The organism is Acinetobacter sp. F-1 (assembly GCF_022869025.1).
GTDB lineage: Bacteria > Pseudomonadota > Gammaproteobacteria > Pseudomonadales > Moraxellaceae > Acinetobacter > Acinetobacter pseudolwoffii.
The window spans coordinates 293,405-306,142 of the sequence record NZ_JAJKFX010000001.1; the positions used below are offsets into that span (position 1 = coordinate 293,405).

At 43.0% G+C, this 12,738-nt stretch carries 12 protein-coding genes; 6 read left to right on the forward strand and 6 right to left on the reverse strand.

Features of this window, described 5'->3' with window-relative positions; all coding sequences use genetic code 11:
• Positions 1-39: 39 nt before the first annotated feature.
• Both LOZ91_RS01520 and LOZ91_RS01525 read right to left on the reverse strand, forming a co-directional pair.
• Entirely contained in the window at positions 40-336 is a 297-nt protein-coding gene (locus tag LOZ91_RS01520) for an MGMT family protein (protein ID WP_005096272.1), read from the reverse strand.
• A 198-nt stretch (positions 337-534) separates the two neighbouring features.
• Positions 535-2,034, reverse strand: a complete 1,500-nt coding sequence (locus LOZ91_RS01525) for a cation:proton antiporter (RefSeq protein WP_005171990.1) — start codon at positions 2,032-2,034, stop codon at positions 535-537.
• A gap of 229 nt (positions 2,035-2,263) precedes the next feature.
• On the opposite strand from LOZ91_RS01525, the gene LOZ91_RS01530 reads away from it, so the two are divergent.
• Positions 2,264-2,818 carry a hypothetical protein gene (locus LOZ91_RS01530; protein ID WP_005171992.1) on the forward strand — a complete coding sequence of 185 codons (555 nt, stop codon included), beginning with the start codon at positions 2,264-2,266 and terminating at the stop codon, positions 2,816-2,818.
• 243 nt (positions 2,819-3,061) lie between these two features.
• On the opposite strand, the gene LOZ91_RS01535 is transcribed toward LOZ91_RS01530, so the two are convergent.
• Both LOZ91_RS01535 and LOZ91_RS01540 read right to left on the reverse strand, forming a co-directional pair.
• Positions 3,062-3,967: a neutral zinc metallopeptidase gene (locus LOZ91_RS01535; RefSeq protein WP_100328816.1), complete on the reverse strand. Its 906-nt coding sequence runs from the start codon at positions 3,965-3,967 to the stop codon at positions 3,062-3,064.
• A gap of 48 nt (positions 3,968-4,015) precedes the next feature.
• Positions 4,016-4,942 carry a DUF808 domain-containing protein gene (locus LOZ91_RS01540; RefSeq protein WP_086044017.1) on the reverse strand — a complete coding sequence of 309 codons (927 nt, stop codon included), beginning with the start codon at positions 4,940-4,942 and terminating at the stop codon, positions 4,016-4,018.
• Between the two features lie 189 nt (positions 4,943-5,131).
• Between LOZ91_RS01540 and trpS the strand changes: the two genes are divergently transcribed.
• Entirely contained in the window at positions 5,132-6,145 is a 1,014-nt protein-coding gene (trpS, locus tag LOZ91_RS01545; RefSeq protein WP_005172000.1) for a tryptophan--tRNA ligase, read from the forward strand.
• Positions 6,146-6,497: 352 nt separating this feature from the next.
• Here the strand turns inward: trpS and lysS are convergent, their stop codons facing one another.
• Complete coding sequence (gene lysS / locus LOZ91_RS01550; RefSeq protein WP_005172002.1) at positions 6,498-8,027, reverse strand: lysine--tRNA ligase; 1,530 nt, start codon at positions 8,025-8,027, stop codon at positions 6,498-6,500.
• 382 nt (positions 8,028-8,409) lie between these two features.
• On the opposite strand from lysS, the gene LOZ91_RS01555 reads away from it, so the two are divergent.
• Positions 8,410-8,904, forward strand: a complete 495-nt coding sequence (locus tag LOZ91_RS01555) for a YqiA/YcfP family alpha/beta fold hydrolase (RefSeq protein ID WP_100534417.1) — start codon at positions 8,410-8,412, stop codon at positions 8,902-8,904.
• 360 nt (positions 8,905-9,264) lie between these two features.
• Here LOZ91_RS01555 and LOZ91_RS01560 read toward each other — a convergent pair whose 3' ends face one another.
• Positions 9,265-9,807, reverse strand: coding sequence for an adenine phosphoribosyltransferase (locus LOZ91_RS01560; RefSeq protein WP_005096259.1), 543 nt, complete (start codon positions 9,805-9,807; stop codon positions 9,265-9,267).
• A gap of 488 nt (positions 9,808-10,295) precedes the next feature.
• Here LOZ91_RS01560 and rubA point away from each other — a divergent pair, with 488 nt between their 5' ends.
• From rubA to estB, 3 genes are all read left to right on the forward strand, one after another.
• Entirely contained in the window at positions 10,296-10,460 is a 165-nt protein-coding gene (gene rubA / locus LOZ91_RS01565) for a rubredoxin RubA (RefSeq protein ID WP_005096258.1), read from the forward strand.
• A gap of 98 nt (positions 10,461-10,558) precedes the next feature.
• Positions 10,559-11,737, forward strand: a complete 1,179-nt coding sequence (gene rubB / locus LOZ91_RS01570; protein WP_244782545.1) for a rubredoxin reductase RubB — start codon at positions 10,559-10,561, stop codon at positions 11,735-11,737.
• A gap of 57 nt (positions 11,738-11,794) precedes the next feature.
• Positions 11,795-12,733: an esterase EstB gene (gene estB / locus LOZ91_RS01575; RefSeq protein ID WP_100357259.1), complete on the forward strand. Its 939-nt coding sequence runs from the start codon at positions 11,795-11,797 to the stop codon at positions 12,731-12,733.
• Positions 12,734-12,738 lie beyond the last annotated feature (5 nt).

Genomic DNA, 12,738 nt, shown 5'->3' on the forward strand with positions numbered 1-12,738 from the left:
TTAAAATCCCCACTTTCTAAAAGCGGGGATTTTTTATATCTAGACCCAACCATCCCACTGATAGCGTTTTAAATCCACACGATCACCGTCAAGTACAATCCCTTCCTGTATCAGCTTTTGTTGCTGAATATTCTGGCCAGATGAATCAAGCTTGTTCAGACTGATTTTAGCTTGTGCATTGATCACCCGATACCAGGGAATGTCGGTATTTTCTTCCAGATGGCTTAAAACCCGACCCACTAAACGTGCATGTTGAGGTAAACCGGCCAGTCTGGCAATCTGCCCATAGGTTGCAACTTTTGCATAAGGGATCTGACTGACCACAGTCAAAATCATCTCTGCCATTTCCTGACTGGCTGAACTTGTCTTGCTGCATTTCATCTGTTCAATAGTACCTTTAAATAAAAGATCACGCCCTGATCCCCCTATTAACAGCTATAGGAAAATAATCACGCCTGATTAAATGCTGATTCAAGCGATCTCATTTCACTATTAAACATAATCCAGTAGCGCTTTATCTTCTGGATTTTATCTTTAGAAATTATCTGGATTTTCCAGCCGTTTTACCTCTTGAACTTTGTCTGGATGATGTACGGTAGCAACACCATCGATATCTTTCTGATCAATCAGAATCTCTGGCTGAAAAATAGTGATGGTTTCATTTCCTTTGACATCTTCTCCGACAATATATTGAAAACCCTTACGGTTCAGCTTGTGGCACATACGCTGGTACCAGCCTTTAAAGCCCTGTGTGTCTTCCTCGGGATTATAGTAAAAAGCATTCATCACCGCAGGTAAGCCCAGACCACACACCAGACCCGACAAGAGCACCACAATAAAGGTATAGCCCACCAAGATACTGCTATAAGCCTCTAGCTGAGGAATATTGGCCACCGCCAGAATAAGCGCCAGGGAAATCCCGCCACGCACACCGCCCCAGGACAAAATCGTTAAACTGCCGTTATAGCTTTTTCGGCGTATTTTGGGGAACATGGCAAATGCCAAGTGATTGGCAGCAAAGCGGGCTAAATGTAAAATAATAAATGCCACAATCCCGCCCAAGACCAGACTGGTACTCAGGTCAAGAATAAACAACTCCAAACCAATCAGAGTAAACAGGAAGGAGTTAATAATCCCTTCAACCGTATGCCAGAAATGGTTCACATCACCAATATCGGCATCGGCCAGAATTTCTTTCCATTTATTACCGACAATTAAGCCACCAATGACACAGGCAATCGGCGCTGAAGCATGGGCCAATAAAGCAATAAGATAAGAGCCACATGCCAATAAAGCAGTGGTCAGAATCAGTGACTCCATTTCATGCTTGCCACGCAAAATTCTTAATATTGCAAAGCCAAATCCCAGACCAATCAGTACGGCCACCACAATCTCATACAATAAAGTTTGCATGACAGCCAGTACCGTAAAGTTTTCGCCTTGCAGAACATTGAGCAAGGTCATAAATAAGGCGATACACATGGCATCATTAAATAACGATTCGCCTTCCAGCTTGACAATCAGATGATGCGGTGCGCGAACTGAACTCAATACGCCTTTAATGCCGATCGGATCAGTCGCACCTAAAGCCGCACCAAGTAATAACAACACCAGTAAATCCACATGATTACCAATCAGGAACTGATAGCCATATAAAACTGCACCAAAGAACACCGCGCAAAAGACCAGCGCTAAACTTGCCAAAATACCAATCGGTCGCCAATGATTACGTAAATCTGAAACCTTAAACTTCAGTGCAGATGAGGTCAGAATAAAGCAGATCACCCCATTGATCAGAAAGTCATAAAAATCGATGTTACGAACAGCCTGCTCGATATTGTCAATATTAATACTAAAGAATGGATTACCTTGTAATAAACTGGCGCCCCATTGCAAAATAAAAACAAAGATGGCCGAAACAATCGGAACACCGATCGCTTGCGGAAAACCTAAAACACGCTTATTAAACATAGTGGTGGCAATGGAAAGTGCAAAGACCACCGTGAGTAGCTGAAGAAAAAAGAAATTTCCCATTCGGTTTCCTAAAGTCGGGCGAGATGGAGCAATATGCGCCGAGCGGCATGGTCAAAATAGAGATTTGAATAGCAGAGCATTAATAAAAAGGCATTCTAGCAAAACAAGTTTAATCCTCTTTTTATCGAATTGAGTTAAGTTTCTTTTCAGTATTTCCGAATGATGATTTAACATACAGATCAGCACTCGGCTTTTGCTTTCCCATCTTTCTATTTTGAATTTTTCTCCCATGCACCAAACTGTCAAAACCATTTTTCGTCTTTGTTTTGCGAGCGTGATTTTTCTGATCACCTTATCCTTATGTTTTACCTGCTTCGCTAAAATTCAGGAGATTCTGCAGGCAGAACAGCATTATCAGCAGGCAACCCGTATTCCCTTGAAAAGTACAACTGGCGAACAGTATGTTTTGGTATCTAATAACCAGCGACCGGACAATGCCATTTTTATTCTGATTGCAGGAAATGGTTATGTGGCCAAAATCAATTGTGAGCATTACAGTGCTTTATGTAGTGATGAGGACAATCAATCACATACCCGTCAAATCCAGAGCGTCCACCTAATTAAAGCGGGAAATCTGTTTTATATTGAAAAAATTCAATTTAGAGATAGCCGGACTGGCAAAGTCACGGCTCTCGAATATACCAACCATGATATGCAGCAGTTCTATCAAAATGACATCAACAATCTCAAATATACGGTCTTTGCCATTGCCTTGTTTGCTTTGGCCGCCTTATTTGTCAGTATCAAGATATTAAGAAATTTCCGGCGTTTTCTGCATAAATAAAAAAGGATTGCCTGCTCCACAGCTGCCCCACAATTGAATTAAGTAGATTTTGGAGATGCGAGTGTGACAAGGAGGTCACACCTTAGCCATCACGACAAGCATGTTGTGTATGGCGAACAAAAGACTTTTGCCTGCTTTTGACCTGTCAAAAGCAGGATTTCATGACGTCATAGATTCAAACTATAACCAAAGTTAAAATGATGAGAAGCAGTGGCACCTGCTCCTTTTTTATCTGGAAACAAGCTAAATATTTTGGTTAAAGGTATCGCAATTCGAAACCTGACCCGATTTCAAGCCGGTATTAAACCACTGTACGCGCTGCGCACTGCTGCCATGGGTAAAGCTGTCCGGTACCACCTGCCCGCGAGCACGTTTCTGTAAATAGTCATCACCAATTTTATGTGCGGCATCCATAGCTTCCTGCACATCTCCCTGTTCCAGAAACTGGGTGCGCTGATGATTATGGTAGGCCCAGACTCCAGCCAGACAGTCTGCCTGCAATTCTTGGCGCACTGAAAGCTGGTTACTCTGTACCTCGCTTGCCTGCTGACGTGCCTGCTGTACTTGAGAGGAAATCCCCAAAATCGTCTGGATATGATGACCTACTTCATGGGCCACCACATAAGCCTGCGCAAAATCTCCGGCCTGATCATTACGGGAGAGTTCGGTGGCATTCTGTTCTCCACCAATCCCCATCTGAGTACGCATATCTTTAAAGAATGCGGTATCGATATAAACTTTCTGGTCTGCCGGACAGTAGAAAGGCCCCATCGCCGCCTGAGCCGTACCACAACCCGAATTCACAATCCCATTGAACAAAACCAGTTTTGGGGGAACATACTGCTGATTTAACTGCTGCTGAAACACCTGAGTCCAGGTATCTTCAGTATCTGCTAGTACGGTGCCGACAAAATCAATCGACTCCTGCTGTTCCGGCGTAGGATTTTCCAGACCCCGTGTTTCCGCCGCACCCGATACGCCTTGGGTGACCTGTTTGGTGGTTTGATAAGCTTGCTGTGGATCGACGCCGAAGAATTTCCAGGCCACAAAAGCCACAATCAACCCGACAATACTGATTCCGCCAGCTTTGGCACCACCACCGCGACGGTCTTCTACATTACTACTGACACGACGACCTTTCCAACGCATAGTTTTTTCCTTTTCTTCATCTGCTCAATTTGCAGATATTTTTGCATCTTAAGCTTTTGATGATTTGGGCCAGATTTTTTTAATCAGGCTGATGACCAGCATCACCAGCAGACCCGCTAAAATTCCCACGGCGAAATTAATCAAGGTCGGTGTCAGGGCACCTACAATATTTCCGATACTGGGAATATCCTGTACATAGCTAACACTATCTTCAGTAAAGTGGTGAATAACAGGAATAGCATGATTAATAATTCCCCCACCGACCAGGAACATCGCAGCAGTTCCAACAACTGATAAAATTTTCATCAGAATCGGGGCAAATGCCAACAAGCCGCGTCCTATTTGTTGCTTAAAATCGGACTGCTGCTCGGTCAGATGCAGACCGATATCATCCAGTTTGACAATCAGGGCAACAAAACCATAGACCCCGATGGTCATCACGATCGCGATCAGGCTTAAAACGGTAACTTTGGTCAGCATAGAGGCTGCTGCCACCGTCCCCAAGGTAATCACGATAATTTCAGCCGAAAGGATAAAGTCGGTGCGAATCGCGCCTTTGACTTTTTCATTTTCAAACTGGTGCAAATCTGTTTCAGTCTGGATCAGTTGCTCACGGGCCTGTTCAGCATCCTTGGCCTTCGGTGTATACAAGGTGTGTACGATTTTTTCCACACCTTCATAACACAGAAACAAACCACCCAGCACCAATAAGGGGTTAATCAACCAGCCGGCAATAAAGCTGATTAACAAGGCCAGCGGCACTAAAATCAGCTTATTGACAAAAGAACCTTTGGCCACTTTCCAGACTACCGGCAATTCACGATCTGCCCGTACGCCTGACACTTGCTGTGCATTTAAAGCCAGATCATCACCGAGTACACCAGCTGTTTTTTTGGCTGCCATTTTACTCATCACAGCCACATCATCCAAGACCGTCGCAATATCATCTAATAATAGTAATAAACTGCTCGCCATACTTATTATCCTTATCATATTTCAGTTTATTTTAATCAAAATTCTTAAAAATATTGTATTCACTTGTTTAATTAATAAGATTTTTTTAATACAGCTTTTTTTCTGGCTGACAATCAAAAACAGAATACCGTACAATGTTGCCATTCGTTAAAATACAGCTGTAGTACTGACTACCCTTTGGAATAAATAATGAGTAATCAAGATAATCGTCCAGTGATCTTGACGGGCGACCGTCCTACCGGACAACTTCACCTCGGCCACTTTGTCGGTTCATTACGCTCTCGTGTAGGCCTGCAAGATTCTCACCATCAACACTTGTTACTTGCTGATGCTCAAGCACTCACCGATAATGCCGATAATTTTGAAAAAGTACGTCGTAACATTATTGAAGTGGCAACGGATTATCTGGCTGTCGGTATTGATCCAACTAAAACTACAATTTGTGTTCAGTCATGTTTACCTGCCTTAAACGAACTGACGATGCTTTACCTCAATTTCGTGACTGTTTCACGTCTTGAGCGTAATCCGACCATTAAATCTGAAATCCAGATGCGTGGTTTTGAGCGCGATATTCCAGCAGGTTTCTTGTGTTACCCGGTGGCTCAGGCTGCCGACATTACAGCATTCAAGGCCACTGTTGTTCCTGTGGGTGAAGATCAGATTCCAATGATCGAACAGACCAATGAAATCGTGCGTCGTCTGAACCGTCAAATCGGTCATGACCTGTTACCAGAATGTAAAGCGCTACTGTCTAATGTCGGCCGCCTCCCTGGTTTTGATGGCAAAGCGAAAATGTCAAAATCTTTGGGCAATACCATTGTGCTGGATGCGACAGATAAAGATATTAAAAAAGCCGTCAATGCCATGTATACCGATCCGAATCATCTTCGTGTGGAAGACCCAGGTCAGGTTGAAGGCAATGTAGTATTCACTTATCTGGACGCCTTTGATCCAAACAAAGAAGAACTGGAAGAGCTTAAGGCATACTACCGTCGTGGTGGTTTAGGCGATGGTACAGTGAAAAAACGTCTGGAAGGCATTCTCAAAGAATTGATTGGTCCAATCCGTGAGCGCCGTATGGAGCTTGCTAAAGACCCTGACTATATTATGGATATTTTAAAGACCGGAACAGATAAATGTCGTGATATTACCCAGGCGACTTTAGATGAGGTGAAAACCGGTTTAGGTGTATTCCGTTTCTAAACATAAAATGACCACCTAAAGCTCTTCATATGAAGGGCTTTTTTATTGCGAGGTGTTTATGCACGATAAAGCAGCAAACTCGCCCATAGAATCTCCATAGTTTTAACCTTAATTAACATCTATTAACATGAATACTGCTGAGTCAAGCCTTACCGGGTCGTATTATAGCTACATACAGTAAGGAATCAAATTTAACTCTCTCCACAGTTAAGCTTGATGTAGTTTGAAAAAACATTCCTTTTTCTACGCAATGATCACCCCAATCATTGCGTTTTTTTTGTCTTTAATTTTTTAGTATAGCGATTTAAAGCATAAAAAAACCCGCCTAAGCGGGTTTTCTAAAATTCAGCACTTATGCATTTTTATGACGCATATGCGGGAACAAGATCACATCACGGATACTTGCTGCATTAGCAAAGATCATCACCAGACGGTCAATACCAATACCTTCACCGGCTGTTGGCGGTAGGCCATATTCCAGTGCTTCTACAAAGTCTGCATCATAATGCATCGCTTCATCATCACCCGCATCTTTTTCCGCAACCTGTGCCTGGAAACGTTCCGCCTGGTCGATTGGATCATTTAATTCCGAGAAGCCATTTGCCAGTTCACGACCACCAATAAAGAATTCAAAACGGTCGGTGATGTGCGGATTATCATCATTACGACGTGCCAATGGAGAAGTTTCCGCTGGATATTCCGTAATGAATGTTGGTTGACGCAGTTTGGTTTCAACTGTTTCTTCAAACACAATCGTTTGCAGTTTACCCAGACCAAAACCTGGCTTCACTTGCTCTTTCAATTCTTCTTGAAGGAATTTTGCCAGGAACTCACGGTCATTGACATTTTCCGGAGTAAATTGCGGGTTATTTTCCAGAATTGCATCAAACATTGAAATTTTCTTGAATGGCCCTTTGAAGCTATACACTTCATCACCATAAGGTACATCGGTCGAACCCAAGATATCCAGCGCCAGTTTTTCCAGCATCTGCTCGGTCAATTCCATCAGATCTTTATAATCTGCATAGGCTTGATAGAATTCAATCATGGTGAATTCTGGGTTGTGACGCGTAGATACCCCTTCGTTACGGAAGTTACGGTTAATTTCGAACACACGTTCAAAACCACCCACCACCAAACGTTTTAAATAAAGCTCTGGCGCAATACGCAAGAACAATGGCATGTCCAGTGCATTATGATGCGTTTCAAACGGACGCGCAGAAGCACCGCCTGGGATCACATGCATCATTGGCGTTTCAACTTCCATATAGCGTTTTTCAGTCAGGAAGGCACGAATACCTGCAACCACTTTGGCACGAATTTCAAACGTTTTACGGGTTTCTTCGTTCACGATCAGATCAAGATAACGTTTACGATACTTTACTTCAGTATCATTCAGACCGTGGAACTTGTCTGGCAGCGGACGCAATGATTTGGTTAATAATTCAAAATGTTCGATGTGTACATACAGATCGCCTTTGCCTGAACGACCGATATAACCTTCGATTGCAATAATGTCGCCAAGGTCTAGACCTTTGATGGTCGCAAGTACATCTGCAGCGAGTTCTTTACGGGCGACATAAAGCTGGATACGACCTGTCATGTCCTGGATCACAATAAATGAACCACGGTTTAACATCACACGACCGGCAACTTTGACGTAGACCTTTTCGCCTGCTTCAATTTCTTCTTTAGATTTATCAGCGAACTGGTCTTGTAAATCTTGGGCATAATGCTCACGCTTAAAGGTATTTGGCCATGGGCTTTTACCAGTTTCTTGTGCCTGAGCTTCGATTTGCTTTAACTTGGCATGACGCTGTGCAATTAAATCGTTTTCGGAAATGATTTGTTCAGAAGTCGATTGAGCGTTAGTTTGCGTCATCTCTGCCTCGAATAAGATTAGTTAAAAAATAGAAGTTGCATAGAATAGCAGAAATCCTACCCAAATCGTAGCTTAAACACTCTCAGGAAGCGGCTTTTCTTTGGAAAAATCCACTATCTCGGCATTTTCCCAACCTTATCCCCTCAATCTAATCCACTCTACCAATACAATTCAGCTCGATTTGGAGCCGATTATGCGATTACTTAGATGAAAGTCCTAGTGTGTGACGAGGTAGAGCCAATCACTGCACAAAAAAATGCTGGCTTAGACCAATAGCTAACTGCCTTGGATGTCCACACGTTCTACAATGATGCTCAGATTGAAGATGATGTGCCAATCAATAAATACCAATATGGCATGCCCCATAAAAATGAGTAAGATTATGTCTAAGATTTTGTTTTTACATGGCTTAGATTCCTCCAGAGAATCCACCAAGTTTCATGCAATTAATGTCGTGCATAAATATTGTATTGATGTCGATTATCGTAATCTGAGCTATAATTCGGTCGCCAGTTTTTATCATGAGATGATTGAAACCATCAAACCGGATATTCTGGTGGGTCATAATCTTGGCGGCTATTGGGCACTGAAAATGTCGCAGGCTTATCACCTTCCCTGTGTGGTGGCGAATCCCATTTTGCAACCCAATTTCAGAGATGATTATCCGGCAATTTGTCATGGCGATTTACAGCATGATATTCCGCAGTTTGCCTATCTAGAACTGGGCGATGAAATTCTGGATATGCATGCGGTTCAGGCACAGCTTGAAGACTATATGCAAATTCAGGCAGTTGATGGCGGCCATCATCGACTAGAACATCCTGAACAGATTAATACGCTGATTCAGGAAATTGAACATCATTTTATCAGACAATAAAAAAGCCCCGATATTGAGGTAATGCTGATCAGTTAAGGAGTTTAGAAATAGACTCTTTAACTTTTTAGTCATTCACGGCGGAGTCTTAACTTTATAAATCAAATACTTGAAAATAATTTGTTACTTTGGTTTCGCCCAAAGTAACCAAAGGCATTTGTCGTCCGCAAAACTCGTCAGCCACCATCGACTAGTAAATTTGTCGCAGAAACAATCATTTTTAAATCTAGTCCTGCCTCAAACAGTTGCGGATGACTTTTCTACTTGTCAAATATGATCATGAATTTAAAAAAGAAAATGCCAGTCAATTTCTTAACTGACCGGCATTACCGATATTGAGGAGCTTTTTTTTAAATCTACAATTTAGGCAACCGCAGCTTCAGGCTGAGATTTATCATCCAGTACTGACCAGATATCCAGACCTAATTCAGCATGCAAATCAGGAAGATCAAGAAAGATACTTGCACCTAGTACTTCATGCTGACATTTGAGTGCCAATTCATTTACCGCTTTTAAAGTTCCGCCTGTTGCCAGAACATCATCAACAATGATGACTTTCTGAGACTGAACTTCCGCAGACATTTCTAAACGATCCAGACCATATTCCAGGCTATAACCGACACCCACGACTGGAGGCGGCAATTTTCCTGCTTTACGCACCAATAACAAACCTTTTCCAGTACGTTGTGCCAACAGGCTCGCCAACACAAAACCACGTGCTTCCACTGCGATAAAGCTTTCTACTTCTGCCAGTTTGTCAGCAGGAATGCTGGCAATCAGGGCATCAGTCAATGGACCAATATTGCTCATGAAAAGTGGGGTCAAATCATAAAAGCAAATTCCTGGTTTTGGAAAATCTTGGACCGTACGAATGTGAGACCACAAAGAAGTAGATAAATTGCTCATGGGAGATCTTAAAAAAAGAAAAGGAATATGCGAATTTTAAACCTATTTCCAGCCAATGAACAAGCCGAGCTGTATAATAAAAACTCAATATTTAAGCACAAGTTATTGATTTTATTAAATTCATTTATTATAAAAATATTTAATCCAGACTTTACTGATTCTAAATTATATAAAAACCTCAGTTTTTACTGCACGACTTTGGTCTATAACGCCTCATTTAAGCTAAATTTTGCCACAGCAGCCGCTTCATCACTCCACAGCATTTGCCAGCAAAGCCGATTTGACTCATTTTCAGAGAAATACTGAATCCCAAAGTCATTCTGCTGCTAATTTCGCTGATTAAGCTTTTATTCACTTTACTTTCTGAATAGAACTGCGTAAAAATTTAGCCAAATATGTTCACTGTTAAAAAGTCATATTCTTTTAGAGTCTTGCCATTTTATGGATTTTAAGCTGACGGTTACACTTGCTCAGTTTTGGAGAGTTACATGAAAAAGTATCAATGCATCGTTTGTGGATGGATTTATGACGAGGCGGAAGGTTGGCCTCAAGACGGCATCGTGGCGGGAACCAAATGGGAAGATATCCCGGATGACTGGACCTGTCCAGATTGTGGCGTGTCTAAAGTCGATTTCGAAATGATCGAAGTCTGAGCACGCCCAGTTAAAGACCATGTCGATATGGTCTTTTTTTATGTCCTTTTTATCCTCATATAAAACAGCATGGAGAGCCCTACAGCATGGAAACGACTATGCATCCTATCGTTATTATTGGTTCAGGTATAGCAGGTTATGCTGTAGCACGTGAATTTCGCAAACTTAATCCAGAGCATGAACTGCTGATGATTTGCGCGGATGATGCGATAAATTATGCCAAACCTACCCTTTCCAATGCTTTGGTTGGCAAAAAAGCGCCTGAACAGATTGCATTGGGCGATGCTGCAAAAATGTCGGCACAACTGAATATGCGGATTGAACAGCAGACTTGGGTCAAAGCCATTCATCCGGAAGATCATCAGCTGGTACTTGAGAAAGATGGTCAGGAAAGCACACAGAATTATTCCAAACTGGTCTTGGCGGTCGGTGCCAACCCGGTACGTTTAGCCATTTCCGGTGATGCCAGTGATGACATTCATGTGGTGAATAATTTAAGTGACTATAAGACGTTCCGCAGCAATCTGGCGGCACGTGAAGATAAACGCGTGGTGATTTTAGGCGCAGGCCTGATTGGTTGCGAATTTGCCAATGACCTGCAAAATACCGAGCATCAGGTCACAGTGATCGATCTGGCACCTCAACCGCTGGGCCGTTTATTACCTGAACATGTTGCAACGGCCTTCCAGAAAAACCTTGAAGAAACCGGCATTCATTTCGTCTTGGGCACCACGGTCGAGAAGGTCTCTCGTGCTGAAAATGGTGACTATTTGGTCATGCTGGCCAATGGTCAGTCTCTCGTTGCTGATGTGGTTTTGTCTGCGGTAGGTCTACAGCCGAATATTTCTTTGGCCAAACAGGCAGATGTTCATACCAGTCGTGGAATTTTAACCACGGCGCAACTGGAAACCAATCATGCCGATATTTATGCCGTAGGTGACTGTGCTGAAGTGAATGGTACCTTATTGCCTTATGTCATGCCCATCATGCAACAGGCGCGCGCGCTGGCAAAAACCCTGAATGGCGAACATACGGCTGTACATTATCCGGCTATGCCAGTGGCAGTGAAAACGCCTGCTGCACCTTTAACTGTCCTGCCTGCACCAGTCGATGTTGAGGTCACCTGGGAAACTGAAGAGCTGGAAGATGGCATGCTGGCCAAAGCCATCGACGGTAGCGGCACTTTACGTGGCTTTGTACTCTTGGGTGCAACTGCGGGCAAACAACGTCTGTCTTTGACCAAGCAGGTTCCTGACTTGATTCCTGCTGTGGTTTAGAGGTTTAATACTCAGGATATTTTTTAAACAAAATATCCTTTAATTAGGACAGCAATTATGCACAGCGCATTACAGTTTAATCTTTCTCCATATAGTTCTTTCATGCGTGAAACCAGAGTTGATCTGGGTAATGGTGTGGAATTACATGTCGAGGTGGGCGGAAATCCGGAACATCCTACGCTGCTCCTGATTATGGGACTGGGTGCGCAGGTGCTGTACTGGCCTGACTTTTTTTGTAAATCGCTGATTGATCAAGGTTTCCATCTGGTACGTTTTGATAATCGCGATATTGGCCTGTCTTCAAAAATCCATAACAAGGGTCCACGCCTGAACACCCTGAAAATGATGAGCCGTTTTGTGCTCGGTCTGGGCAATCAGGGTGCACCTTATGACCTGTATGATATGGCTGAAGATGTCAGTCTGCTGATTGAAAAAATGGGGCTGGATCAGGTTGATGTATTGGGTGCATCCATGGGTGGCATGATTGCCCAGATTCTGGCGGCACGCTATCCGGACAAAGTCAAAAAACTGGGTTTACTGTTTACCAGCAACAATCAGCCGCTGTTGCCACCGCCCTTTCCCAAGCAACTCTTTAGTTTGATTGACAAACCGGCTTCAACAGATGAAGATGGTATTGTAGATCATAGTCTAAAACTGTTTAACATCATCGGTTCGCCAGGTTATGTCAATCATCTGGAAGCGGTGCAGACCGCACGTAAATTATATAAACGAAGTTACTATCCTGCCGGTGTACTTCAACAGTTTTTAGCAATATTATGTACAGGTTCATTGCTGCAACTGAACAAGCAAATCAAGCAAGAGACCCTGGTGGTTCATGGTGCTCGTGATCGATTGCTGCCTCCTAGTCATGGCAAGGCCGTTGCAAAAGCGATTCCAGGGGCTAAATTTGAATTAATTGATGGAATGGGGCATGATATCCCACCGCATTTTATTCCATATCTTAGCGAATTATTTGCTGATCATTTTAAATCATAAACATT